Raw genomic sequence first — 24,064 nt, 5'->3', positions numbered from 1 at the left:
GGTCCGCCGGGGGAAGGGCGGCCCGCCAGTGGAAACCTCTGGAAGTTCTTGCCAACCGGCGCATGGATGCTGCGCCGCTGCTCTCGCATGTTGCGGGGACGTTAGCAAGACGTTGCAAGCAATGGAAGGGCTTGCAGAGCACCCCGCAAGAACTTGCCGGTGGGCTAAAGTGCCGCCATGCGCGCTCGACTGTCCGACATCGCCCAGCAGGCCGAAGTCAGCGAGGCCACGGTGTCGCGGGTGCTCAACGACCGCCCCGGCGTGGCCCCCGAGACCCGGCAGGCCGTCCTCACCGCCCTCGACGTGCTCGGGTACGAGCGGCCGGCCCGGCTGCGTAAGCGCAGCGCCGGGCTGGTCGGCCTGGTGGTGCCGGAGTTGGACAACCCGATCTTCCCCGCCTTCGCCCAGGTCATCGAGTCCACTCTGGCGCAGAGCGGGTTCACCCCGGTGCTCTGCACCCAGACCGCCGGCGGCGTGACCGAGGACGAGTACGTGGAGATGCTGCTGGACCGGCAGGTTTCCGGGATCGTCTTCGTCTCCGGTCTGCACGCCGACACGGCCGCCAACCACGACCGCTACCGGGCGCTGCTCGCCCGGCCGTTGCCGGTCGTGATGATCAACGGGTACGTCCCCGGCATCGGCGCGCCCTTCGTCTCGTGCGACGACCGGGAGGCGGCCGAACTGGCCGTCGCCCACCTGGTCGCGCTCGGGCACCGACGGATCGGCCTGATCACCGGCCCGGACCGGTTCGTCCCGGTGCAGCGCAAGGTGGCCGGCTGGCGCTCCGCGATGACCCGGCTGGCCGGCGTCGCCGAAGCCGACCTGGGCCCGCTGGCCGAGCTGTCACTGTTCGGAGTGGAGGGTGGCGAGGCGGCGGCGGGTCGCCTGCTGGACCGCGGCGTCACCGGTGTGGTCTGCGGCTCCGACCTGATGGCGCTCGGCGCGATCCGGGCCGCCCGCCAACGCGGCCTCGACGTCCCCGAGGGGCTCTCCGTGGTCGGCTACGACGACTCCCCGCTGATGGCCTTCACCGACCCGCCGCTGACCACCATGCGGCAACCGGTCACCGCGATGGCGGTGGCCGCCGTCCGCGCGCTGGTGGACGAGATCAACGGGCACGGCGCCCCGCACTCGGAGTACCTGTTCCGCCCGGAGCTGGTGGTGCGCGGCTCCACAGCTGTCGCGCCGAGTTCCGCACGCCTGTCTTACGCAAGATCTGCTTGACTCTTGCAGCGGCGGGCCGGCATATTGCTCGAATGATCAGCACCGCCACCCCGCCGCACACCACCGACGACGACTGGTGGCGCTCCGCGGTCGTCTATCAGGTGTACGTCCGCAGCTTCGCCGACAGCGACGGCGACGGCACCGGCGACCTCCAGGGGATCCGGCAACGCCTGCCGTACCTGCGCGACCTCGGGGTGGACGCGCTCTGGCTGACCCCCTTCTACACCTCGCCGATGATCGACGGCGGGTACGACGTGGCCGACTACCGGGACGTCGACCCGATGTTCGGCACCCTCGCCGACTTCGACGCGATGATCACCGACGCGCACGCGCACGGCCTGCGGATCATCGTCGACCTGGTGCCCAACCACACCTCCAGCGCGCACCACTGGTTCACCGCGGCGCTCGCCGCCGGCCCCGGCTCACCGGAGCGGGCCCGCTACCTCTTCGCGGACGGTCAGGGCGCGCACGGCGAGTTGCCGCCGAACGACTGGGAGAGCATCTTCGGCGGCCCCGCCTGGACCCGGGTCGTTGACGGTCAGTGGTATCTGCACCTGTTCGACCCGTCGCAGCCGGACCTGAACTGGCGTCACCCGGAGGTCCGCACTGAGTTCGAGGACGTGCTGCGGTTCTGGCTGGACCGGGGCGTCGACGGATTCCGTGTCGACGTGGCGCACGGCATGATCAAGGCGGAAGGGCTGCCGGACGTCGGCTTCAGCTCGGCGACCACCGGCCAGCGCCAGGTCGAACTGCTCGGCAAGGGCCGGCTGCCGTACTTCGACCAGGACGAGGTGCACGAGATCTACCGGGCCTGGCGGCCCATCCTGGACAGCTACCCGGGCGGTCGGATGGCGGTCGCCGAGGCGTGGGCCGAGACGCCACAACGCCTGGCCCGCTACATCGGCCCGGACGAGTTGCACCAGGCGTTCAGCTTCGACTTCCTCGACGCCACCTGGTCGGCCGACTCGTTCCACAAGGTGATCGACACCGCGTTGGCCGAGGCGACAGTCGTCGGGGCGCCGACCACCTGGGTGCTGTCCAACCACGACAAGCAGCGGCACGTCACCCGGTACGGCGACGGCGTCGAAGGGCTGCGCCGGGCCCGGGCCGCCAGCCTGCTGATGCTCGCCCTGCCCGGCTGCGCCTACCTCTACCAGGGCGAGGAACTGGGCCTGCCGGAGGTTCTCGACCTCCCCGACGAGCTGCGCCAGGACCCGGCGTTCCTGCGCACCGGCGAGAGCCGCGACGGCTGCCGGGTGCCCATCCCGTGGAGCGGCGAGCTGGCCCCGTACGGCTTCGGGCCGGCCGGCAGTGAGCTGAGCTGGCTACCCGCCCCGGCGCTCTGGCAGGCGCTGTCCGTCACGGCGCAGACCGGCGTGCCCGGCTCGACCCTGGAGCTGTACCGGACCGCGCTGCGGATCCGCCAGGTTCATCCCGCGCTCGCCCTCGACGCCGACGGGGTCACCTGGCAGGAGAGCGAGCCGGGCGTGCTGGCCTTCTCCCGCTCCGCAGGCGCGACCGTGCTGACCTGCGTGGTCAACTTCAGCGGCGCGCCGGTCCTGATCGACGGGTACGGTCAGCCGCTCGTCGCCAGCGACGAGCTCACCGAACAGGGCTCCGGCCAACTGCTGCCAATTGACGCGGCAGTCTGGTTGGAACGGCGCTGAACGGGTAACTCGTTCTCGACCTGGTCGTTCGTCGTGCCCCGCGCCGACGGGCGACTGGGCTACCGGCCCCTTGTGGTGGGGGGTGAGGTGCCACCGGCGCCGCGCGGAGTCCGCTCCGCGTGGCGCCGGTGTCCGTGTGCCGCCGGTGGTTAGATCCGCAGATGGCGGGGGTACCGGATCGGGAACCATCACTACGGAGGTGACCCCCATGGTGGTACGGATCGCCCAGTGCACGCTCGACGTCGAGGACCTGGACCTGATGGTCTCGTTCTGGTCCGCGGCGCTCGGCTACGAGGTCGAGAAGGGCGACGACGGCAGCGCCAAGCTCTGGCCGCCGGGGCAGCCGTCCGCCGCCGCGCCCACCGTGTGGTTGCAGGGCTCGGGCACCGCCAAGCGGGGCAAGAACCGGCTGCACCTCGACCTGGTCGCGGACACGGACCCCCAGTCCGAGGTACGGCGGCTGCTGAGCCTCGGCGCGCGGCAGGTCGACGTCGGGCAGACCGGGGCCGAACAGTTCACGGTGCTCGCCGATCCCGAGGGCAACGAGTTCTGCGTGCTGGACCGCGCGCCGACCCGCTGACGTCTCACTTCGCGGTGAGCAACGCCGCGATCCGGGTGAAGCCGGCGCGTACCTCGGCCTCGTCCGGTGGTTCGGCGGGCTCACCGTGGCCGGCCTCGTCGGCTGCCGCGTCCAACTCCTCGTCGATCACGTCCTCGAAGTCCCCGTACAGGTCGGCCCCCTCCACCTGGCGGGCCTCGTCCTCGGCGGCGACCTGCGCGGCGGCGATCTCGCTGCGGATCTCGTCAGCGGACAGCGCCGGCAGCAACGGCTCCACCACGGCCATCAACTGCTCCTCGGCCACCACCGCCTCGGCCAGGGCCAACGCGTGCGGTCGCTCGTACGGCCCGCAGACCACCGGCTCCCACTCGTCGAGATCACCGAGCGGACCGAAAGTGATGATCCATGGCAGGCCGAGGAGCGGTGAATCCGCCGGCAGGTCCAGTGTCATGAGTGCGCCCACCGGCTCATCATGGTCCGCGAACGCGAGCGCCGACGCGGTTCTGCTCAGTTATCGCCCGTCCGACGGTCGATCGGCGGCCGGTCAGCCGGGGCGGACCGCGTCCAGGGCGGCGCGGACCAGGGCGAGCGCGGTGGCCGGCGGCACGCCGAGCCGGGCCGCCTCCGCCGCGTAGCCGGCCGCCGCCCGCTGCAACCGGTCGACGGCGTCGTCCCGCCCGGGGGCGACGAAGGTGCCGTTGCGCCCCCGGGTTTCCAACAGCCCGGCCGCCTCCAGCTCCCGGTAGGCGCGGGCCACCGTGTTCGCGGCCAACCGCAGGTCGGCGGCGAGCTGCCGCACGGTGGGCAGTCGGCTGCCCACCGGCAACCGGCCGTCGCCGATCAGCTCGGCGAGCTGCACGCGCACCTGCTCGTACGGGGGCACCGACGAGTCCGGGTCGACCGAGATCAGCACCTGTGCGCCTTCCGTCATCAGCCCGCACCGCCCGGCGCACCGGGGTCGATGCCCTCGTCGACGTCCTTCGGTGGGGCGGGGGTCTCCGCCAGGTCCACCACTCGGCCGTTGGTGCTGGTCGCCAGGAGCGCCGCGCCGAACAGCACCAACTGGTTGAGCAGGTAGAGGTAGAGCAGCAGACCGACGGCGCCGGCCACCACGGTGTACGCCGGGTTCCGCTCGGTCCGCACCACGTAGTACCGCCCGACGGTGTTCAGCAGCGTGATGCCGACCGCCACCAGCACCACCACCGGGCGCAGCCGGGAGCGGCTCATCCGCAGCCGGGGCACGGCCAGCAGCAACGCGGTGGCGAGCACGGTGTTGACCAGCACGCTGAGCACCGCGCTGATGGTGGTCAGACCCACCGACCCGGTGCTGCGCAGCAGGAAACGCAGCAGCGACTCCAACGCGTCCACCGCCGCGACCGAGACGCCGAGCAGCACGAAGACGCCGATCATCACGCCCAGGTCGACGAGCCGCCGCACCACCAGATTGCCCGGCTGCTGGTTGAGCTGGTACATCAACCGCTGCGAGGACCGGATGGCCTCGACCCAACCGATCCCGGTGAAGACCAGGATGATCAGGCCGACCACACCGACCGTGCCGCTGGAGTTGGCGATCTGCTCGGCGTCCAGGAACGGCAGATTCTCCTTGAGGAAGTCGGCCGCCGCCGCGCTGACCTCGTCGTTGTCCTCCAGGATCGCCCCGAAGATGGAGAACGCGACCAGGGCGAGGGCGAACACGGCGAAGAAGCCGTAGTAGGCGATGGCGGCGGCCAGTCGGCCGGCCAGCACCTCGCCGTACAGCACGCCCGCCCGCCACACATGATCGAAGAGCCCCGACCGGTGGCGCGCGGCGCTCACCCAGCGGTCGATGCCCGCCTCGATCCGGCCGATCACGTTCACGCGATCATCCTCGCCGATCTCCCACCGCTGTAGTGGCAACCAGCTCCCGATGCTCGCCGGCCGGAGCGTCGCCGGTGCTTCAGGTGCTGGCGGTTCGGTTGCCGGTGCTTCAGTTGCCGAGGCAGAAGTCCCGACGCGGCTGCCACCTGGCCTGCCCGCTGTGCGAGAAGAGGGTGAACCCGTCGACCTCGAACATCGCGGAGAAGTCGGCCAGATCCTCGTACACCCTGTCCAGGGCCTCCGGTGCCACGTCCTGAGCCACTGTGACGTGCGGATGGTACGGGAACCGGAGCTCGCGGTGCAGGCCCGGCGCCGCGGCGATGGCCGCGGCCAGCAGCTCGCACTCACTGATCCCGGCGGCCACCGCGACGAACACCACCTGGGTGACCGGACGGAACGTACCGGTGCCCCGCAGGTGCAGCGTGAACGGCAGGTGCGCGGCGGCGACGGCGGCCAGGTGCCGCTCGACCGCCGGCAGGTTGGCCGTCCGGATCTCGGTGGGCCCGAGCAACGTCACGTGCGCGGGCACCGCCAGCGGATCGCCGGCCTCGACCCGCCGTCGGGTGAGCAGGGCACCCCACGGCTCGGGGATGTCCACCGCGATGCCGATCTGGATGGTGTCGCCGGTCGGCGGCGTCCCGCCACTGCGATCCACGCTGCGCGCCGCCCCTCCGACCACCGAGCCGTCCACCTGTACCGCGGAGCTACTCGCCGCGCACGGGCGGGAAGAACCCGACCCGCTCGTACGCGGACCGCAGGGTCGTCGCGGCCACCGCACGGGCCTTCTCCGCGCCGGCCGCGAGCAGCTTGTCCAACTGCGCCGGATCGTCGAGATAGCCGCGGGTGCGCTCCTGGATCGGCCGGACGAAGTCCGTCACCACCTCGGCCAGCTCCTTCTTCAGATCGCCGTAGCCACGGCCCGCGTACGCGGCCACCAGCTCGTCGATGCCGCGGCCGCTGAGCGCCGAGTAGATGGTCAACAGGTTGGACACACCCGGCTTGGTCTCGGCATCGAACACGATCTCCCGACCGGTGTCGGTCACCGCCGAACGGATCTTCTTCGCGGACCGGGCCGGATCGTCGAGCAGGTCGATGATGCCGGCCGGCGAGGACGACGACTTCGACATCTTCGCGGTCGGGTCCTGCAGGTCGGTGATCTTGGCAGTGTCCTTGACGATGTGCGGCGCGGGCACCGTGAAAGTAGCGCCGAACAGCGAGTTGAAGCGCTGGGCCAGATCCCGGGAGAGCTCCAGGTGCTGGCGCTGGTCCTCGCCGACCGGGACCGCGTTGGCCTGGTAGAGCAGGATGTCGGCGGCCTGGAGGACCGGATAGGTGAACAGCCCGACGCTGGCCCGCTCGTTGCCCTGCTTCTGCGACTTGTCCTTGAACTGGGTCATCCGACTGGCCTCGCCGAAGCCGGTGATGCAGCCGAGCACCCAGGCCAGCTGCGGGTGCTCGGGCACCTGCGACTGGACGAACAGGGTGCTGCGTTCCGGGTCGAGCCCGACCGCGAAGAGCTGGGCCGCGGCCACCCGGGTCCGCTGGCGCAGCAGCGCCGGATCGTGCCCCGCGGTGATGGCGTGCAGGTCCACCACGCAGTAGAACGCGTCGTGGGTGTCCTGTAGCGCCACCCAGTGCCGCACCGCGCCGAGATAGTTGCCGAGGTGGAACGAGTCGGCTGTCGGCTGGATGCCGGAGAAGACGCGGGGCCGGGCGGGAACGTCGGACATGGCGATAATTCTGTCAGCAAGCAACCTGGTCCGTCATGACGGGCCGGCGGGTCGGCTCCGGCCCGCCGGTGCCGGGGTGCTGACCTCGCGTGGTTCGCCCGCGCCGACCCGGCGCGTCGGCCCGACCGCGACCCGGCGGTGCTGCCCCGCCATCGCCTCCCGGGCAGGCTCGGGGCCGCCGGCCGAGGCCGACGCGGAGTCGTACCGGCGGCGCCGCCCGGTGCCCGGCTCGGTGCTCTGCTCGCGGCCCGACCCGGCGTGCTGTTCGGTGCTCTGCTCGCGGTGCTGCTCGGTGCGGGCGGCGGAGACCGCGATTTGGGCCACCCGGCGGCCGTCCAACGTGAGTACCCGCAGCAGCCAGCCGGTCGGCAGCTCGGCCGGATCGGGCGCGCCGACCTCGGCGGGCTCACCTGGCACCGGCACCTCGTCGCCGGGCACCGGCAGCCGGCCCAGCGCGGCCATGACGAACCCGCCCACCGTCTCGTACGGTCCGGCGGGCAGTGCCACACCGGTCCGCTCGGCGAAGTCAGCGAGGTTGAGGCGGCCGTCCACCACGGCGGGCAGGCCGGCGTGCACCGGGTCCGGGGTGGCGTCGTACTCGTCGTGGATCTCGCCGATCAACTCCTCGATGAGGTCCTCCAGGGTGACGATCCCGGCCGTGCCGCCGTACTCGTCGACCACCACCGCGAGGTGCTGACCCTCCCGGCGCATCTCGGTCAGCGCGGCGAGCACCCGTTTGCTGCCCGGGAGCCGCTTCACCTCCCGGGCCAACTCGCCGACGGTGACGCACGGGTCGGCGTCCGGGCGCAGCAGTACGTCACGGAGGTGCACGAAGCCGACCACGTCGTCGTGCGTGCCGTCGGTGACCGGGTAACGGGTGTGCGTTTCGGCGCGGACCAGTCGGGCGGCTTCGACGATGGTCAGCCGCGCCGGGAGGAAGACCACCTCGGTGCGCGGCATCATCACCTCGCGGATCAGACTGGCACCGGCCACCAGGACCTCGTCGATGATCCGCCGCTCGTCCGGGTCGAGCACCGTGTTCGCCGCGACCAGGTCCCGCAGGTCGGCCTCGGAGATGTGCTCCCGGCCGGCCGTCGGACCGGTCCCGAGCAGATCGGTGACGAGTCGGGTGGCGCCGTCCGCGGCGCGAACCAGCACCCGGGCGACGGCCCGGGCGAGCGGGCCAGGGTCGCGGCGGGGGTGTGCCCGCGCGTGTCGCCGGAGCCCGGTACGGGCCGCTTCCCGCATGACAGAGATGGTAGACACCGTGGGCCCACCGCACCGGGGATCAGGCGGAGCGGCGGACGGATGTTCGGCTCTGTTTAATCATGAGAGATTATGATGGAATGGGGTTGACGGTGGCGACGGCGAGAGCGCCGGCCACCGCCCTAGTGTGATCACCGGAGGGCCACGTCCCGGGCGGGCCAGGCAGGAGGCAACGACGTGAAACTGCTCGTCACCGGGGGCGCCGGCTTCATCGGGAGCGTGGTGACCCGGATGCTGCTGGACGCGGGTCACCAGGTGGTCATCCTGGACGACCTGCGCACCGGCCACCGCGAGGCCCTCGCCCCGGACGCCACCCACGTGGAGGCGTCCATCCACGACGCCGCCCAGGTCGTCACCGCGGACGCCGGGTTCGACGGAGTGCTGCACTTCGCAGCCCTGATCGCCGCCGGCGAGTCGATGGTCAAGCCGGAGCTGTACTGGCACAACAACACCATCGGCACGCTCGCCCTGATCGACGCGGTCCGGGCCGCCGGGGTGCCCCGGATGGTCTTCTCCTCCACCGCCGCCGTCTACGGCAACCCCACCGAGCTGCCCATCACCGAAAACGCGGTCAAGGCACCCACCAACACGTACGGCGCCACCAAACTCGCCGTCGACATGGCACTCACCTCCGAGGCGATCGCGCACGGGCTGGCCGCCGTGTCGCTGCGCTACTTCAACGTGGCCGGCGCCCACCTCGACGGCGACATCACGCTCGGCGAGCGGCACGACCCGGAGACGCACCTGATCCCGATCGCGCTGGACGTCGCCGCCGGCCGGCGGGAGAAGCTCCAGCTCTTCGGGGACGACTACCCCACCGTGGACGGCACCTGCGTCCGCGACTACATCCACGTCGCCGACCTGGCCCGCGCGCATCTGCTGGCGCTGGACGCGGCCACCGGCGGTCAGCACCGCATCTACAACCTGGGCAACGGCAACGGCTTCACCAACCGCCAGGTCGTCGACGTGGTCCGCGAGGTCACCGGGCACCAACTGCCCGTCGAGGTCGCGCCGCGCCGCGAGGGCGACCCGGCCGAGTTGGTGGCATCGTCCGCACTGGCCCGCGACGAGCTGGGCTGGGTGCCGCAGAAGCCGACCCTGCACGACATGGTCGGGGATGCCTGGGCGTTCTACCGCACGCACATCCTGGGGCAGTCATGACCCATCCGAGCGGTGATGTCGCCGAGCGGGCTGCGGCCGGCTTCTCGGAGCAGTTCGGTGCCGAGGCTGCCGGCCGCTGGGCGGCCCCTGGGCGGGTCAACCTGATCGGTGAGCACACCGACTACAACGAAGGCTTCGTGCTGCCGTTCGCGCTGCCGATGCGTACCGTCGTCGCGGCCGACCGGCAGGACGGGGAGCACTGGACGGTTTGGTCCGAGCTCTCCGGCGAGGCCATCACCTTCGGCGCGGACGACGTCGCCGAGCCGGGTCGGGTCACCGGCTGGGGCGCGTACGTCGCGGGTGTGGTCTGGGCGCTGCGCGAGGCCGGTCACCAGGTGCCGGGCGCCCGGCTGGCGATCGCCTCCGACGTGCCGCTGGGCGCCGGGCTCTCCTCCTCGGCCGCGCTGGAGTCGGCTGTGCTGGCGGCCCTGCTCGACCTCGGCGAGCTGGAGCTCGCCCCGGAACTGCAACCCCGGCTGGCGCAGCGGGCGGAGAACGTCTACGTGGGCGCGCCGACCGGCATCATGGACCAGTCCGCGGCGATCCGTTGCCGCGCTGGGCACGCACTCTTCCTGGACTGTCGCGACGAGTCGGTCGAGCACATCCCGTTCGACCTGGACGCCGACGGGCTGGCGGTGCTGGTCGTCGACAGCCGGGCGCCGCACCGCCACGCCGACGGGGAGTACGCGGCCCGCCGCCGCTCCTGCGAGGCCGGGGCCAGTGCGCTCGGTGTCAGCGCGCTGCGGGACGTGAGCATCGACCAGCTCGACGCCGCATTGGGGCGGCTCGACGACGAGGAGACCCGGCGACGGGTCCGGCACGTGGTGACCGAGGACCAGCGCGTGCTGGACACGGTGGCGCTGCTCCGCGCCGCGCGGGTCCGTGACATCGGCCCACTGCTGACGGCCTCCCACGTCTCGATGCGCGACGACTTCGAGATCACCGTGCCGGAGATCGATACCGCGGTCGAGGCAGCGTTGGCAGCCGGTGCGCTGGGTGCCCGGATGACCGGCGGCGGCTTCGGCGGCTGCGTGCTCGCACTGATCGAGGCAGACCGTGCCGACGCGGTAGCCGCCGCCGTGACCGACGCGTACGCGCAACGAGGTTTCACCGCCCCCGGCACCGTGACCGTCCTCCCCTCCCCCGGCGCCACCCGCCTGCCCTGACCCCCACCCCCACCCCACCCCCACCCGCCCCGCCGGTCCACCTCCGCTCCAGCCGGTGATCAAGAGGTTTGCGTCAATTCGAGCCCGAATTCTGACGCGAATCTCTTGATCACCCGCCGCAGGCAGGGAGCGGGGGGGCGGCGGGGCGACGGGGCCGGGTGGGAGCGGGGATGGAGATCGTGCTTGTTCATGGAAGTAGTGGCCTCGCCCGTTGGGCGAGGCCACTACTTCCTGGATCGTGCACGATCTTGCGGGCGGGTGGGCCGGCGGGCCGGCGGCGGGCGCGGGCTGGCCAGCGCACGGGCCGGGGACGGCGGGCGAGCCGGTGGGTCGGGGCTAGCTGGCTTCGACGATCATGGCGGCGCCTACCGTGCGGTTGGTCGCCTCGTCGATGATGACGAAGCCGCCGGTGGTGCGGTTACGGCGGTACTCGTCGGCCAGCAGCGGCACCGTCGTGCGCAGTCGCACCCGGCCGATCTCGTTGAGCCGTAGTTCGTCGGCGGACTCGTCGCGGTGCAGGGAGTTGATGTCCAGCCGGTAGTGCAGCCCGCGCACGATCGCCCGTGCCGACCGGGTGGTGTGCTTGATCGCGTACCGGCCGCCGACCCGCAGCGGGGCCGTCTCGTCCATCCAGCAGACCATCGCCTCGATGTCCTGGGCCACCGCCGGCGCGTTGTTCGGCCGGCAGATCAGGTCACCCCGCGAGATGTCGATCTCGTCGGCCAGTCGTACCGTCACCGACATCGGCGGGAACGCCTCCGGAACCGGTCCGTCGGCGGTCTCCACGGCGGCTATCCGGCTGGTGAAGCCGGAGGGCAGCACCATCACCTCGTCACCCGGCTTCAGCACGCCGGAGGCGACCTGGCCGGCGTAGCCGCGGTAGTCGGTGACCGTGGTGGACTGCGGACGGATCACGTACTGCACCGGGAACCGGACGTCGACCAGGTTGCGGTCGCTGGCGATGTGCACCCGCTCCAGGTGGTGCAGCAGCGACGGGCCCTCGTACCAGGGCATGTTGTCCGACCGGGTGACGATGTTGTCGCCACGCAACGCGGAGACCGGCACCACGGTCAGGTCCGGTACGTCGAGCTTCGCCGCGAACGCTGTGAACTCGTCGGCGATCCGCTCGTAGACCTCCTGCGACCAGTCGACCAGGTCCATCTTGTTGACACAGAGGACCAGGTGCGGCACCCGCAGCAGGGAGCAGAGGAACGCGTGCCGGCGAGACTGCTCGACGAGGCCCTTGCGCGCGTCCACCAGGATCAACGCCAGGTCCGCGGTCGATGCCCCGGTGACCATGTTGCGGGTGTACTGGATGTGCCCCGGGGTGTCGGCGATGATGAACTTGCGCCGGGGGGTGGCGAAGTACCGGTACGCCACGTCGATGGTGATGCCCTGCTCCCGCTCGGCACGCAGACCGTCGGTGAGCAACGCCAGGTTGGTGTATTCGTCACCGCGGGCCGCGCTGACCGCCTCCACGGCGGCCAACTGGTCGGTGAAGAGCGACTTGGTGTCGTAGAGCAGCCGCCCGATCAGGGTCGACTTCCCGTCGTCCACGCTGCCGGCGGTGGCGAACCGCAGCAGGTCCATCGCCCGGGCCTCCGGCCCGGCCCCGGTGACAGCCCGGGCCTGCGCATTCGCGGATGCCACGATCTCGGTGCTCATCAGAAGTAGCCCTCCCGCTTGCGGTCCTCCATGGCGGCCTCACTGACCCGGTCGTCACCACGGGTGGCACCGCGCTCGGTGATCCGGGTGGCCGCCACCTCCTCGATGACCTTCTCCACGGTGTCCGCGTCGGAACGGACCGCGGCGGTGCAGGAGGCGTCGCCGACGGTGCGGTAACGCACCTGTGCCTTGAACCGCTCCTCACCCGCGCGGGGGCGGAAGAACTCGTTGACGGCGTAGAACATGCCGTCCCGCTCGATCACCTCGCGCTCGTGCGCGTAGTAGATCGACGGCAGCGGGATGCGCTCCCGGGCGATGTAGTGCCAGACGTCCAGCTCGGTCCAGTTGGACAGCGGGAAGACCCGGATCGACTCGCCCGGGTGGTGCCGGCCGTTGTACAGCGACCACAGCTCCGGCCGCTGGTTCTTCGGGTCCCACTGACCGAACTCGTCGCGGAAGCTGAACACCCGCTCCTTCGCCCGAGCCTTCTCCTCGTCCCGGCGGGCGCCGCCGAACAGGGCGTCGAAGCGGTGCTTCTCCACCGCGTCCAGCAGCACCGGTGTCTGGATCCGGTTGCGCATGCCGTCACCGGACTCGCGGACCAATCCGCTGGCCAGGGCCTCCGGCACGCTCGCCACCACGAGTTGCAACCCCAGTTCGGCGACCCGTTGGTCGCGGTATTCCAGGACCTCGGGGAAGTTGTGCCCGGTGTCGACGTGCATGACCGGGAAGGGGACGTTGGCCGGGGCGAACGCCTTCTGCGCGAGCCGCAGCATGACGATCGAGTCCTTGCCACCGGAGAAGAGCATCACCGGGCGTTCCATCTCGGCGACCACCTCGCGCATCACGAAGATGCTCTCCGCTTCCAAGGCATCCAGGTGGGAGACCTGGTACGCCGCGGGGGTGGTCATGACACCGGCTCGATTCGCTCGCTCATCCGATTTCCAGACCTTTCCGGTCGGGCATGTCAAGAAAGTTCGCTCAGGCTACCCGGAATGTTTCTGCAACGCTGCAAGCAACCGGGTGGCGAGATCCTTGCGGCAGACCAGGAGGTCGGGCAGCCGCGGATCCGCCTCGTTGTATTTCAGCGCAGAACCGTCGATCCGGGAAGCGTGCAGTCCGGTGGCCGTCGCCACAGCGATCGGGGCCGCCGAGTCCCACTCGTACTGCCCACCTGCGTGGATGTACGCGTCCACCTCGCCGGTGACCACGGCGGCGATTTTCGCTCCGGCGGAGCCCATCGGCACCAGGTGCGCCCCGACGTCCTCGGCCAGATCGGTCAGGAAGACCGGCGGCCGGCTCCGGCTCGCGGCCAGGCGGATCTTCCGCTCGCCGGCCGTCGCCGCCTCCACGGTCATCGGCGGGTACGCCGGCGGGTAGTCCGTGCCCAGCACCCGGTGCTGCGCCGGCAACCCCACCGCCCCGGCGACCAGCCCGTGCGGGCTCGGCGCGTTGCGCGCCCAGAGCGCCACGTGCACCGCCCAGTCCGAGCGGCCCTCCTCGGAGAACTCCCGGGTGCCGTCCAACGGGTCGACGATCCACACCCGGTCCGCGTTCAACCGCGACACCGCTCCGGTGTTCACCTCCGCGGCCCAGGCCAACCGCGACCCCTCGTCCTCCTCGGAGAGCACCGCGTCACCCGGACGCCACTTCGCCAACTCCGTGCGGATCAGGTCGTGCGACACCTTGTCCCCGGCCGACTTCAGCGCGCCGGCGTCAGCGAAACCCATCTCCGTGCGCAGGTCGAGCAGCGCCTGCCCGGCCCGGGAGGCCAACCATCGGGCGAACGCGCCATCGATCATCGGAGGACTGCTCATCTGTCCGCTCCCGTCGCCTCGCCGCGCTGCCCGCACGGGCCGATCCGCCGCGACTCGCGTCGCCGGTCGCGGCACGCTGAAAGGCGCAGACTACCGGCCCGCCGTTTCCGATTCGGGTACGCCCCGCCCGGCTCAGCCGCCGTGGTAGAGGTTCTGGGTCGGCTCCACGCCCTTGGTGATCACCGACTCCACCACGTCAGCGGCCCGGTCCACCAGGAAATCCAGCTCCTTGCGCTCGGCCGCGCCAAAATCTGACAGCACATAGTCCGCCGGATCCTGCCGCCCCGGCGGTCGGCCAACGCCGAACCGCACCCGGGCGTAGTCCTTGGTCCCCAACGACTTCGACATCGAGCGCAGGCCGTTGTGCCCGCCCTCGCCGCCGCCGAACTTGACCCGCACCTGGCCGAAGCCGATGTCCAGCTCGTCATGCACCGCGATCACCTGCGCGGTCGGCACCTTGTAGAACTGTGCCAACGCCGCGACCGGCCCGCCGGAGAGGTTCATGTACGTCAGTGGCTTGACCAGCACCAGCTTCGGCCCACCGAACCCCAGCCGCGCCTCGGCCACCTCGGCCACCGCCCGCTTGTGCCGGCCGAAACGTGCACTCACCCGCCCGGCCAGCAGCTCGGCCACCATGAACCCGACGTTGTGCCGGTTGCCGGCGTACTCCCGACCCGGGTTGCCCAGGCCGACCACCAGCCACGGCCCAGCTTCGTCCGTCACGACCCGTCCCTTCCGCCGCCCATCCCACCGACTCCCGATATGCCGACAGGCGCCCCCGATCATCCGGGGGCGCCTGTCGCACAGTACGAACCGATCAGGCCTCGGTGCGCGCCTCGGTCGTCTCGGCGCCCTCGGCCGGGGCGGCGTCCGCGCCCTCGGAGCCCTCGGTGGTCTCGCCGACCTCGGCCTCGGCCTCGTCGGTGGCAGCCTCGACCTCGGGCAGCGTCGCCTCGAGCTGCTCGGCGGTCGGGGCAGCGGTCACCGACGCGACGGTCAGCTCCGAGTCGACGGCCAGCTCGACGCCGTTCGGCAGGTCGACATCGCCGGCGGTCACCAGGGTGCCCGCCTCCAGGCCCTCGATCGACGCCTCGAGGTGGTCCGGAACCTTGGTGGCGTCCGCGGTCACCGAGAGGGTGTCGTGGTCGTGCACGATCAGGGTGTCCCGGGCGGCCTCGCCGGTCAGCTGGACCGGGACCTCGACGGTGACCTTCTCGCCCCGGCGGACCAGGATCAGGTCGACGTGCTCGAAGGTGTCGCGGATCGGGTCACGCTGGATCGCCTTCGGCAGCGCCAGCACCTGGGTGCCGTCGGCGATGTCGATCGCGAAGAGCTGGTTGGCACCGCCCTTGCGGATCGCGGCGGCGAACTCCCGCGACGGCAGCGCGATGTGCTTGGGCTTCTCGCCGTGGCCGTACAGCACGGCGGGCACCTTGCCGGCCCGGCGGGTACGGCGGGCACCACCCTTGCCGAACTCGGTACGGGGCTCGGCGCTGATCTTTACCTCGGACACGGGGAAACTCCTGATGCTTTTCGCTGCGGCGGCTTGTCGTCTAACGGTGCTGGGGCGAGGGGCTCGCTGGGGCTCATGCGTCATGAACGACTGCCCGGAGCACCGCGTCGATGACGGTGCCTCCGTGCGGCGCTTTTCAGCGGCCCGCCGGGCACCCTCGCCGTGGCAACCGCACCAGTCTACCCGAGCTGTTTCCAGGGTTTCCGGCAGTCCCCGATCACGGCTCGAGACCGGCGCGTCGGTGGTGCTCCCACCAGCGTGCCGGCCCCGTTTCCACCAGTTTGCCAGCCCCGCCCCCGCCATCGTGTCGAGTGGCGGAAGCGGGGCTCAGGATCAGCTCAGGCCACCGAAGAGGGTGGTCACCGAGCCGTCGTCGAAGACCTCCCGGATCGCCCGCGCCAGCAGCGGCGCGATCGACAGCACGGTGAGCTTGTCCAGCTGCTTCTCCGGCGGGAGCGGCAGGGTGTTCGTCACCACGATCTCGCTGATCGAGCTGTTCTTCAGCCGCTCGGTGGCCGGGTCGGACAGCAGCGCGTGGGTGGACGCGACCACGATCTCCGCCGCGCCCGACTCCTTGAGGATGTCCGCGGCCTTGGCGATGGTGCCCCCGGTGTCGATCATGTCGTCGACGATCAGGCAGACCCGGCCCTCCACCTCGCCGACGACCCGGTTCGCCACGACCTGGTTCGGCTTCAACGGGTCACGGGTCTTGTGGATGAACGCCAGCGGGCAGCCGCCCAGCCGGTCGGTCCACCGCTCGGCCACCCGCACCCGGCCCGAATCCGGTGCCACCACGGTCATCGGCCGGCCGGCGTACTTGTGCTCGACGTACTCGGCCAGGATGTCCATCGCGAAGAGGTGGTCCACCGGGCCGTCGAAGAAGCCCTGGATCTGCGCGGTGTGCAGGTCGACGGTGAGGATGCGGTTGGCGCCGGCGGTCTTCAGCAGGTCCGCCACCAGGCGTGCCGAGATCGGCTCCCGACCACGGTGCTTCTTGTCCTGGCGGGCGTACGGGTAGAACGGCAGCACCACGGTGATCCGCTTGGCCGACCCCCGCTTCAGCGCGTCCACCATGATCAGGGTCTCCATGACCCAGGTGTTCACCCCGTGCGTGACGGACTGCACCACGAAGGCGTCCGAACCACGCACCGAGTCCTTGAACCGTACGAAGAGCTCGCCGTTGGCGAACTCGTACGCGTCGGCCGGCGTCGGCGCGACGCCGAGCACCTCGCCGATCTCCTTGGCCAACTCCGGAAAGCCACGTCCGGAAAAGAGCATCAGGCTTTTGCGGTTTTCGGCGACGATGCTGCCCATGGGCCCGTCTGCTCCCGTTATGTCGGCGGTACCCGACCCGGTGGTGGTGGGTCAGGGACTATTCGGTTGCAGTATCTCCCGCGCCGGATGCGCCGCCCACCGTCTCGGTCGCCCCGTGGATTGCCTCACTGTGGCTTGCGGCACCGGTCGTACCGGACGCACCCTTCGCGTCGCCGCCCGGCTGCCCATCCTTCGCGTCGCGGGCCCGCTGCGCCGCCTCCGCCGCGGCAGTGCCGGCGCGCCGCATGACCACCCAGCCCTCGATGTTGCGCTGGCGCGCCCGGGCCACGCCCATCGCCCCGGCCGGAACGTCGTCGACGATCACCGAACCAGCCGCCGTGTACGCCCCGTCGCCCACCTCGACCGGTGCCACGAACATGTTGTCCGCACCGGTCCGCGCGTGGCTGCCGATCACCGTGCGGTGCTTGTTGACCCCGTCGTAGTTCACGAAGACCGACGCGGCGCCGATGTTGGTCTGCTCGCCGATCGTCGCGTCGCCGACGTACGTCAGGTGCGGCACCTTCGCGCCGGCGCCGATCTGCGAGTTCTTCACCTCGACGAACGTGCCGACCTTCGCCTTCTCGGCCAACTGGGCGGCCGGCCGGAGGTACGCGTACGGCCCGACGGTCGCGCCCGCGCCCACCTCGGCGCCGACGGCGTGGCTGCGGATCACCGACGCGGCGGGGCCGACGATCGTGTCGATCAGGGTGACGTCCGGCCCGATCAGCGCGCCCGCGCCGACCACCGTGCCGCCGCGCAACTGGGTGTTCTGGTCGACCACCGCGTCCCGGTCCAGCGCGACCGTCACGTCGATCCAGGTGGTGGCGGGGTCGAGCAGGCTCACCCCGGTGCGCATCCAGGCCTCGTTGATCCGGTCGCGCAGCAGCCGACGCAGCGTGGCCAGCTCCACCCGGTCGTTGCAGCCCAACGTCTCGACGTGGTCCACGGCGACGTGCACCGCCACCGGCTCACCGGAGGAACGGAGCAGACCGAAGACGTCGGTCAGGTACTCCTCGCCCTGGTCGTTGTCGGTGGAGAGCTTGCCCAGCGCCTCGCGCAGCCGCACCGCGTCGAACGCGTAGATGCCGGCGTTGATCTCCCGGATCGCGCGCTGCGTCGTGTCGGCGTCGCGTTCCTCGACGATCTGCTCCAGGCGGCCGTCGGCGTCCCGCACGATCCGCCCGAGGCCGGTCGGGTCGGGCACCTCGGCGGCCAGCACGGTGGCCGCCGCGGCGGCCTCCTCGTGCGCGGTCACCAGCGCGCCCACCGTCTCGGGTCGCAGCAGGGGCACGTCACCGTTGATCACCACGACAGTGCCGGCACCGTCCGGTACGGCCTCCAGCGCGATCCGTACGGCATGCCCGGTGCCGAGCTGCTCGGCCTGGAGCACCGGAATGGCGTCCGGGGCGACCTCGGACAGGTGCGCCCGCACCTGGTCGGCGCCGTGCCCCACCACGACGACGCTGCGGTCCGCGCCCAACGGGGCGGCGGCGCTCAGCACGTGACCGAGGAGCGTCCGACCGAGCAGGGGGTGCAGCACCTTGGGCAGTGCCGACTTCATCCGCTTGCCCTCACCGGCGGCAAGTACGACGACGGTACGGAGGTGGGGCTGGGGCACGACGTGGCTCCCGTCGGGACGGCGGACACTCTCGCGGCCATGCTAGCCGCGGGGCCCGGCACGTTCCCCTCTTACCCCCACCGGACCCTAAAACGGGCGTAGGTGGGCAGCTCGGCCGCCAGGGTTCGAACCTGAAATACGGGTACCAAAGACCCGGGTGTTGCCAATTACACCACGGCCGATCAGCGACGTGAGCACATCGCGCGAGGGGTGAACATCCCGCCGGTACACCTTAGCGTCCCGGCCGTCGGATGCCAGCGCTCATCCCGCCGCACGGCGAGCGGTCGGTGCCGTCGACCTTCCGAGGGGGGTCGACAAGCACCTCGGTCGCCCGCTTCCCGGATCGGTCAGGCACCTGCCGTCCGGCCGGCTGACCTGCGATTTCTAGCAGGTTCGCGAAGGTGATTCGAAACTTCCCCGTGCGATCTACGGTGCCGTAAGTTACGGTGACGTAGGCGTAGCTTCGTGATCGTCACCCATCCCCTGCGAGGTCCCATGTCCACCGCTCTGCTCGATTCCAACACCGCCGGCCCCGGCCCCAAACCACTCACCGACGGCAGCCAGTCCAACGGGATCCTGGCCGCCCTCTGGGCTTTCGTGGTGATCCCCTTCGTCGCCCTGCTGGTCGCCGTGCCGATGGCCTGGGGCGGCTGGCTGGGCTGGACCGACGTGATCATCGGTCTGGTCTGGTACGTCGTCTCCGGGCTCGGCATCACCGTCGGCTTCCACCGCTACTTCACGCACGGCTCGTTCAAGGCCAAGCGGTGGCTGCGGGTGACCCTGGCGGTCGCGGGTTCGCTGGCGGTGCAGGGCGAGATCATTCAGTGGGTCGCCGACCACCGGCGCCACCACGCGTTCTCCGACCTGGAGGGCGACCCGCACTCGCCGTGGCGCTTCGGCACCAGCTTCTGGGCGTTGACCCGGGGCCTGTTCCACGCACACGTGGGCTGGCTGTTCCGCCGGGAGCTGTCCAACCGTGAGCGTTTCGCGCCGGACCTCATCGCCGACCGGGACATCAGCCGGGTCGACCGACTCTTCCCCGCCCTGGTGGCCGTCTCGCTGCTCGGCCCGGCGCTGATCGGCGGCCTGGTGACCTGGTCCTGGCAGGGCGCGCTGACCGCGTTCTTCTGGGCGGGGCTGGTCCGGATCGGCCTTCTGCACCACGTCACCTGGGCGATCAACTCGGTGTGCCACGTCTACGGTGAGCGTCCGTTCGCGATGCGCCAGGGCGACCGTGCGTCGAACTTCTGGCCGCTGGCGATCCTGTCGTTCGGCGAGAGCTGGCACAACCTGCACCACGCCGACCCGACCAGTGCCCGGCACGGCGTGTTGCGCGGTCAGGTGGACATCTCCGCGCGGGTGATCTGGTTGTTCGAGAAGGTCGGCGCGGCAACGCAGGTGCGCTGGCCAAAGCCCGAGCGCCTCGCCGCCAAGCTGGTGAAGCCGGTCGCACCCCGCTGAAACCGGGCGGTGTCCGACGATGCCGCCTGGCAGGATGGCCGGATGACCGAGCCATGCGGGGGGACCGGGCGGCTCGGCGGACGGGGGGCCGAGCCCGATCCGGGTACGGTCGAACGGCGCGTGAGGGCGGTCGGACCGCCCGACAGTGAGGCGACGACGTGAACGGGCACAGCGGAGGAACCATTCCACGGCAGGGCGTCACCGAGCGCCAGCGAGGCGGCGACATGCCCGAGGTCAGCGACGAGGCGGCGGCAGCCGTCGGCGGCCGACGGGCGACGCCGACGGCGGCACCGACGGCGGCACCGAAAGCCAAAACTCCGTCCCGGGTTCGCATGTCGGCGGCCCAACGCCGGGAGCAGTTGATCGCGACCGGCCGGCAACTCTTCGCCGAGCGTGGCTTCGACGCCACCTCCATCGAGGAGGTGGCGGCCCGCGCCAAGGTCTCCAAGCCGGTGGTCTACGAGCACTTCGGTGGCAAGGAAGGGCTCTACGCGGTTGTGGTGGACCGGGAGGTCCGGGCCCTGTTGGACCGGATCACCACGGCGTTGACCGCCGGGCATCCGCGGGAGCTGCTGGAACAGGCGGCGCTCGCCCTGCTGACCTACATCGAGGAGGAGACCAGCGGTTTCCGGGTGCTGGTACGCGAGTCGCCGCTGATGTCCGGCACGGCCACCTTCAGCAGCGTCATGAACGACGTGGCGCACCAGGTCGAGCACATCCTGGGCGCCGAGTACAAGAGCCGGGGGTACGACCCGAAGCTCGCCGAGCTGTACTCGCAGGCGCTGGTCGGCATGGTGGCGTTGACCGGTCGCTGGTGGTTGGAGGTGCGTAAGCCGCGCAAGGAGACGGTGGCGGCGCACCTCGTCAACCTGGCTTGGAACGGGTTGTCGCACCTGGAGGCCAAGCCGACGCTGATCACCGCGCGGCGTAGCTGACCCCGATCAGCGGCGGTGCACGTCGGCCACGGGGTGCTTGCGATGCTCCAGCTCCGCCTCGGCGGATTCCGGTGGGCCGACCTTGTCGTAGAGGCCGGTGCCCAGCAGGATCAGGCCGAACAGCATCGACACGACCACCGTCGACATCGAGAAGTTGAGGAAGTTCGCGCCGGTCTGCAGCACCGACATCATCAGGATGCTGGTCACCAGGAACACCACGCCGGCGGTGAGGTTCATGTAGTGGCCGAGGTTGGTACGCCGTGAGGCCCCGATGATCAGGACGATCCCGAACACCACCGAGGCGAGCGAGAAGGCCAGGTTGGTCCGGAGCCCGAGGGCCCAGGTGCTGGTGCGGGCGAAGAGTGGGTCGCCGATCGTCTCGGCGACGCCCCAGACGCCGAAGACCAGGATGTAGACCCCGATCAGCCCGGAGAGGACCCGGTAGAGCGGCCGTGCCGGATGGTTGACCGGAAAATGCGGCATAGCCCTGAACCCCATCCACCTGAGTTGACCGTTTCAGGAGGATTGTCACCCAGGGCAGAGCCGACTGTCCGAAGAACCCCAATGCCGGAAGGGTCCGCCGAAAGGCTGGACCAGGTCAGGTTTTCGCCGGAGCCCGAGCTGCGCAGGGATCAAGCCTGACCGCCCGGAGCAGCTCGGGCTCCGGCGAAAACCAACGGCCGCAACCAGAAGAGATCAGAGAACGAGACGAGCCTTCTGGAAAGCCTCCGCCTCGTCCTCCGTGCCGACCTTGCCGTACATGCCGACCATGAGCAGCACCAGGGCGGCCGTCATCACCACGATCACGGTGGTGATGCTGAAGTTGAAGATGTTGGCGTCGGTCCGGATGAACGCGAGACCGGCCAGGCTGACCACCATGAGGCTGTACGCCAGCCACTGGTTGATCGCCACGTCGATGTTGCGGCCGAGCGCGGTGCCGACCAGCACGACGATCCCGAGCAGCACGCTGAGCAGCGAGAAGCCGAGGTTGGTGCCCTGACCGAGGACCCGGGTGTCGTCCTGGGCGAGGATCTCGTTGCCGGTGCTCGCGATGATGCCGAGCACACCGAAGACGACCAGGTACAGACCGGTCAGCCCGCCGATCGCCCGGTAGATCGGCCGCGCGGGGTGGTTGACGGGGGTGTGTGCCATGTCTGTGTCTCCAACGCCGTGGGGTAGGTGTCGCCGACGATTGTCTCGCATGTGGTGGTGTGACGCCGCACACGGGGGCCGGACCGGCGCGCCCGGCCGGTCAGCTCTCGGGCAGGTCCTCGGCGAGGGTCATCCAGCTCTCCTCGATCCGCTCCCGTTCGGCGCGCAGATCCTTGAGCTGGGTGTCCAACTCGGCGACCCGGGCGTAGTCGGTGGCATCCGCCGCCAGCTGATCGAGCAGCGTGGTCTCGCGCTGGTCGAGCTTGCTGAGCTGCCGCTCCAGCCGGGTCAGCTCCTTGCGGGCCTGACGGACCTCGGCGGCGGACATGCCACCCCCCGAGGGGGCAGCGGACGCGGAGGTCGACGTGACGCCGACCCGAGGAGAGCCGGCCCGCTCGGCGGTCCGCGCGAGGTATTCGTCCACGCCGCCCGGCAGGTGCACCAGCCGACCGTCGCCGAACATCCCGTACGCCGTGTCGGTGACCCGCTCGATCAGGTACCGGTCGTGGCTGGCCACGATGATCGTGCCGGGCCACGAGTCGAGCAGGTCCTCCAGCGAGGCGAGGGTGTCCGTGTCCAGGTCGTTGGTGGGCTCGTCGAAGAGCAGCACGTTGGGCTCGCCGGCCAGCAGCCGCAGCATCTGCAACCGGCGGCGTTCCCCACCCGAGAGGTCACTGACCGGGGTCCAGAGGCGGCGGTCGTCGAAGCCGAACACCTCGGCGAGCTGCGCGGCGGAGACCTCCCGGTCGCCGAGCTGAACCCGGCGGGCGACCTCTTCCACCGCCTCCAGCACCCGCAGGTGCCCGGGCAGCTCGGTGAGCTCCTGGGAGAGGAACGCGGGCCGCACGGTGGAGCCGGTGCCGAGGCGACCGCCATCGGGGCGGGTGATGCCGGCGAGCATCCGCAGCAGCGTGGTCTTGCCGGCGCCGTTGGCACCGAGGATGGCGATCCGGTCGCCGGGGCCGACCAGCCAGGTGACGTCGCGAAGGATCTCCTTCGGGCCGGCGTGCAGCTCGACGTTCTCCAGCTCGTACACCTGCTTGCCCAGCCGCGAGGTGGCCATGCGCTGCAAGGACATGGTGTCGCGCGCCGGCGGCACGTCGGCGATCAACGCGTTCGCGGCGTCGATGCGGAACTGCGGCTTGGAGGTCCGCGCCGGCGGGCCGCGGCGCAGCCAGGCGATCTCCTTGCGGAGCAGGTTCTGCCGGCGGGCCTCGGTGGCGGCGGCGACCCGCTCGCGCTCGGCACGGGCGAGGGTCCAGGCGGCGAAGCCACCCTCGTAGGCGCGGACGGTCTGGTCGGCGACCTCCCAGGTGTTGGTGCAGACCGCGTCCAGGAACCACCGGTCGTGGGTGACCACGACCAGGGCGCCCTTGCGGCCGACCAGGTGCCGGGCCAGCCAGTCGACCCCGCCGACGTCCAGGTGGTTGGTGGGCTCGTCGAGGATGAGCAGGTCGGAGTCGCGCACGAGCAGCGCGGCGAGCGCCACCCGGCGACGTTCGCCACCGGACATCGGGCCGACCGGCTGGTCGAGGCCGAGGTGCGGCATGCCGAGGCCGTCGAGGATGGCCCGCACCCCGGAGTCGCCGGCCCACTCGTGCTCAGCCCCCATGCCCTCGGCGAGCCAGGCGGTGCCGAGCACCACGTCCCGGACGGTGGCCTCGGGGGCGAGGGTGAGCTGCTGCGGCAGCCAGAGCACACGCAGGTCACGGCGGTGGGTCACCCGACCGTCGTCGGGGTCCTCCTGCTTGGTGAGCAGCCGCAGCAGGGTGGACTTGCCGGCGCCGTTGAGGCCGACCACGCCGATCCGGTCGGCGTCGTCCAGGCCGAGCGAGACGTCCGTGAGCAGCCGCCCGGCGGCGCCGTACCCCTTGGACACCCGGTCCAGATTGACGATGTTCGCCACGTTCCACCCTTCATGATCAAGGCGTCCCGATGCCGGCGGGCACCTGGACGCCT

The 24,064-nt window shown here is 70.9% G+C and carries 22 protein-coding genes, 1 tRNA gene and 1 pseudogene; 7 read left to right on the top strand and 17 right to left on the bottom strand.

Annotated elements, in window-relative coordinates; all coding sequences use genetic code 11:
• Positions 1–177 precede the first annotated feature (177 nt).
• The 3 genes from ABTW72_RS23355 to ABTW72_RS23345 all read left to right on the top strand — a co-directional run bounded on the left by ABTW72_RS23355 (position 178) and on the right by ABTW72_RS23345 (position 3,471).
• Positions 178–1,224: a LacI family DNA-binding transcriptional regulator gene (locus ABTW72_RS23355; RefSeq protein ID WP_350861801.1), complete on the top strand. Its 1,047-nt coding sequence runs from the start codon at positions 178–180 to the stop codon at positions 1,222–1,224.
• A 32-nt stretch (positions 1,225–1,256) separates the two neighbouring features.
• Positions 1,257–2,891: a glycoside hydrolase family 13 protein gene (locus tag ABTW72_RS23350; RefSeq protein WP_350861799.1), complete on the top strand. Its 1,635-nt coding sequence runs from the start codon at positions 1,257–1,259 to the stop codon at positions 2,889–2,891.
• 208 nt (positions 2,892–3,099) lie between these two features.
• Entirely contained in the window at positions 3,100–3,471 is a 372-nt protein-coding gene (locus ABTW72_RS23345; RefSeq protein ID WP_112673983.1) for a VOC family protein, read from the top strand.
• A 4-nt stretch (positions 3,472–3,475) separates the two neighbouring features.
• On the opposite strand, the gene ABTW72_RS23340 is transcribed toward ABTW72_RS23345, so the two are convergent.
• From ABTW72_RS23340 to ABTW72_RS23315, 6 genes and pseudogenes are all read right to left on the bottom strand, one after another.
• Positions 3,476–3,913 (bottom strand): hypothetical protein, encoded by a 438-nt coding sequence (locus ABTW72_RS23340; RefSeq protein WP_091394593.1) that lies wholly within the window; start codon positions 3,911–3,913, stop codon positions 3,476–3,478.
• A gap of 81 nt (positions 3,914–3,994) precedes the next feature.
• A complete protein-coding gene (locus ABTW72_RS23335; RefSeq protein WP_091394595.1) occupies positions 3,995–4,381 on the bottom strand; it encodes a GntR family transcriptional regulator in 387 nt (128 codons plus the stop codon).
• A complete protein-coding gene (locus tag ABTW72_RS23330) occupies positions 4,381–5,307 on the bottom strand; it encodes a YihY/virulence factor BrkB family protein (protein ID WP_350861796.1) in 927 nt (308 codons plus the stop codon). Before ABTW72_RS23330 ends, ABTW72_RS23335 begins: the two co-directional genes overlap by 1 nt.
• A gap of 109 nt (positions 5,308–5,416) precedes the next feature.
• The gene (locus tag ABTW72_RS23325; RefSeq protein ID WP_502892237.1) at positions 5,417–5,986 is read right to left on the bottom strand and encodes a 2'-5' RNA ligase family protein; all 570 of its coding nucleotides are present in this window, start codon (positions 5,984–5,986) and stop codon (positions 5,417–5,419) included.
• A 25-nt stretch (positions 5,987–6,011) separates the two neighbouring features.
• Positions 6,012–7,037, bottom strand: coding sequence for a tryptophan--tRNA ligase (gene trpS, locus ABTW72_RS23320; RefSeq protein WP_350861792.1), 1,026 nt, complete (start codon positions 7,035–7,037; stop codon positions 6,012–6,014).
• 243 nt (positions 7,038–7,280) lie between these two features.
• Positions 7,281–8,285: pseudogene (locus ABTW72_RS23315) on the bottom strand (hemolysin family protein); the annotation flags it as partial.
• 195 nt (positions 8,286–8,480) lie between these two features.
• Here ABTW72_RS23315 and galE point away from each other — a divergent pair.
• Both galE and galK read left to right on the top strand, forming a co-directional pair.
• Positions 8,481–9,464 (top strand): UDP-glucose 4-epimerase GalE, encoded by a 984-nt coding sequence (galE, locus tag ABTW72_RS23310; protein ID WP_350861790.1) that lies wholly within the window; start codon positions 8,481–8,483, stop codon positions 9,462–9,464.
• Positions 9,461–10,630 (top strand): galactokinase, encoded by a 1,170-nt coding sequence (gene galK, locus ABTW72_RS23305; protein WP_350861788.1) that lies wholly within the window; start codon positions 9,461–9,463, stop codon positions 10,628–10,630. The genes galE and galK overlap by 4 nt, the downstream gene beginning before the upstream one ends.
• 336 nt (positions 10,631–10,966) lie before the next feature.
• On the opposite strand, the gene ABTW72_RS23300 is transcribed toward galK, so the two are convergent.
• The 8 genes from ABTW72_RS23300 to ABTW72_RS23265 all read right to left on the bottom strand — a co-directional run bounded on the left by ABTW72_RS23300 (position 10,967) and on the right by ABTW72_RS23265 (position 18,739).
• Positions 10,967–12,295 carry a sulfate adenylyltransferase subunit 1 gene (locus ABTW72_RS23300; protein WP_502892236.1) on the bottom strand — a complete coding sequence of 443 codons (1,329 nt, stop codon included), beginning with the start codon at positions 12,293–12,295 and terminating at the stop codon, positions 10,967–10,969.
• Positions 12,295–13,206 carry a sulfate adenylyltransferase subunit CysD gene (cysD, locus tag ABTW72_RS23295; RefSeq protein ID WP_350861786.1) on the bottom strand — a complete coding sequence of 304 codons (912 nt, stop codon included), beginning with the start codon at positions 13,204–13,206 and terminating at the stop codon, positions 12,295–12,297. The genes ABTW72_RS23300 and cysD overlap by 1 nt, the downstream gene beginning before the upstream one ends.
• A 75-nt stretch (positions 13,207–13,281) precedes the next feature.
• Positions 13,282–14,112 carry a 3'(2'),5'-bisphosphate nucleotidase CysQ gene (locus tag ABTW72_RS23290; RefSeq protein WP_091394622.1) on the bottom strand — a complete coding sequence of 277 codons (831 nt, stop codon included), beginning with the start codon at positions 14,110–14,112 and terminating at the stop codon, positions 13,282–13,284.
• 132 nt (positions 14,113–14,244) lie between these two features.
• On the bottom strand, positions 14,245–14,835 hold the full coding sequence (gene pth / locus ABTW72_RS23285) for an aminoacyl-tRNA hydrolase (protein ID WP_124862943.1): 591 nt from the start codon (positions 14,833–14,835) through the stop codon (positions 14,245–14,247).
• A 94-nt stretch (positions 14,836–14,929) separates the two neighbouring features.
• The gene (locus tag ABTW72_RS23280; protein WP_350861783.1) at positions 14,930–15,625 is read right to left on the bottom strand and encodes a 50S ribosomal protein L25/general stress protein Ctc; all 696 of its coding nucleotides are present in this window, start codon (positions 15,623–15,625) and stop codon (positions 14,930–14,932) included.
• Positions 15,626–15,958: 333 nt separating this feature from the next.
• Positions 15,959–16,939 (bottom strand): ribose-phosphate diphosphokinase, encoded by a 981-nt coding sequence (locus ABTW72_RS23275; RefSeq protein ID WP_350861781.1) that lies wholly within the window; start codon positions 16,937–16,939, stop codon positions 15,959–15,961.
• 58 nt (positions 16,940–16,997) lie between these two features.
• Positions 16,998–18,557, bottom strand: coding sequence for a bifunctional UDP-N-acetylglucosamine diphosphorylase/glucosamine-1-phosphate N-acetyltransferase GlmU (gene glmU, locus ABTW72_RS23270; RefSeq protein ID WP_350861779.1), 1,560 nt, complete (start codon positions 18,555–18,557; stop codon positions 16,998–17,000).
• 110 nt (positions 18,558–18,667) lie between these two features.
• A tRNA-Gln gene (locus ABTW72_RS23265) sits at positions 18,668–18,739 on the bottom strand.
• 313 nt (positions 18,740–19,052) lie between these two features.
• Between ABTW72_RS23265 and ABTW72_RS23260 the strand changes: the two genes are divergently transcribed.
• Both ABTW72_RS23260 and ABTW72_RS23255 read left to right on the top strand, forming a co-directional pair.
• Positions 19,053–20,018: an acyl-CoA desaturase gene (locus tag ABTW72_RS23260; RefSeq protein WP_350861777.1), complete on the top strand. Its 966-nt coding sequence runs from the start codon at positions 19,053–19,055 to the stop codon at positions 20,016–20,018.
• A gap of 224 nt (positions 20,019–20,242) precedes the next feature.
• The gene (locus ABTW72_RS23255) at positions 20,243–20,953 is read left to right on the top strand and encodes a TetR family transcriptional regulator (protein WP_350861775.1); all 711 of its coding nucleotides are present in this window, start codon (positions 20,243–20,245) and stop codon (positions 20,951–20,953) included.
• A gap of 6 nt (positions 20,954–20,959) precedes the next feature.
• Here ABTW72_RS23255 and ABTW72_RS23250 read toward each other — a convergent pair whose 3' ends face one another.
• The 3 genes from ABTW72_RS23250 to ABTW72_RS23240 form a co-directional block, all read right to left on the bottom strand.
• The gene (locus tag ABTW72_RS23250) at positions 20,960–21,436 is read right to left on the bottom strand and encodes a DUF4383 domain-containing protein (RefSeq protein ID WP_350861773.1); all 477 of its coding nucleotides are present in this window, start codon (positions 21,434–21,436) and stop codon (positions 20,960–20,962) included.
• Between the two features lie 213 nt (positions 21,437–21,649).
• On the bottom strand, positions 21,650–22,105 hold the full coding sequence (locus ABTW72_RS23245) for a DUF4383 domain-containing protein (protein WP_112605896.1): 456 nt from the start codon (positions 22,103–22,105) through the stop codon (positions 21,650–21,652).
• A gap of 100 nt (positions 22,106–22,205) precedes the next feature.
• The gene (locus ABTW72_RS23240) at positions 22,206–24,011 is read right to left on the bottom strand and encodes an ABC-F family ATP-binding cassette domain-containing protein (RefSeq protein ID WP_350861771.1); all 1,806 of its coding nucleotides are present in this window, start codon (positions 24,009–24,011) and stop codon (positions 22,206–22,208) included.
• Positions 24,012–24,064 lie beyond the last annotated feature (53 nt).

Origin of the sequence: Micromonospora sp. NPDC127501, assembly GCF_040302185.1 — a bacterium.
In the GTDB taxonomy this organism is placed as follows: Bacteria; Actinomycetota; Actinomycetes; order Mycobacteriales; family Micromonosporaceae; genus Micromonospora.
The sequence above is the reverse complement of the archived record's forward strand: the minus strand, read 5'-3'. Positions and strand labels throughout refer to the sequence as shown.

Excerpts from the sequence above, each read along its gene's own strand:
- ABTW72_RS23355 (WP_350861801.1), top strand. The coding sequence starts at position 178 with ATGCGCGCTCGACTGTCCGACATCGCCCAGCAGGCCGAAGTCAGCGAG.
- ABTW72_RS23350 (WP_350861799.1), top strand. The coding sequence starts at position 1,257 with ATGATCAGCACCGCCACCCCGCCGCACACCACCGACGACGACTGGTGG.
- ABTW72_RS23345 (WP_112673983.1), top strand. The coding sequence starts at position 3,100 with ATGGTGGTACGGATCGCCCAGTGCACGCTCGACGTCGAGGACCTGGAC.
- ABTW72_RS23335 (WP_091394595.1), bottom strand. The coding sequence starts at position 4,381 with ATGACGGAAGGCGCACAGGTGCTGATCTCGGTCGACCCGGACTCGTCG.
- trpS (WP_350861792.1), bottom strand. The coding sequence starts at position 7,037 with ATGTCCGACGTTCCCGCCCGGCCCCGCGTCTTCTCCGGCATCCAGCCG.
- galK (WP_350861788.1), top strand. The coding sequence starts at position 9,461 with ATGACCCATCCGAGCGGTGATGTCGCCGAGCGGGCTGCGGCCGGCTTC.
- ABTW72_RS23300 (WP_502892236.1), bottom strand. The coding sequence starts at position 12,295 with ATGAGCACCGAGATCGTGGCATCCGCGAATGCGCAGGCCCGGGCTGTC.
- cysD (WP_350861786.1), bottom strand. The coding sequence starts at position 13,206 with ATGACCACCCCCGCGGCGTACCAGGTCTCCCACCTGGATGCCTTGGAA.
- ABTW72_RS23290 (WP_091394622.1), bottom strand. The coding sequence starts at position 14,112 with ATGAGCAGTCCTCCGATGATCGATGGCGCGTTCGCCCGATGGTTGGCC.
- ABTW72_RS23275 (WP_350861781.1), bottom strand. The coding sequence starts at position 16,939 with ATGGGCAGCATCGTCGCCGAAAACCGCAAAAGCCTGATGCTCTTTTCC.
- ABTW72_RS23260 (WP_350861777.1), top strand. The coding sequence starts at position 19,053 with ATGTCCACCGCTCTGCTCGATTCCAACACCGCCGGCCCCGGCCCCAAA.
- ABTW72_RS23255 (WP_350861775.1), top strand. The coding sequence starts at position 20,243 with ATGCCCGAGGTCAGCGACGAGGCGGCGGCAGCCGTCGGCGGCCGACGG.
- ABTW72_RS23250 (WP_350861773.1), bottom strand. The coding sequence starts at position 21,436 with ATGCCGCATTTTCCGGTCAACCATCCGGCACGGCCGCTCTACCGGGTC.
- ABTW72_RS23245 (WP_112605896.1), bottom strand. The coding sequence starts at position 22,105 with ATGGCACACACCCCCGTCAACCACCCCGCGCGGCCGATCTACCGGGCG.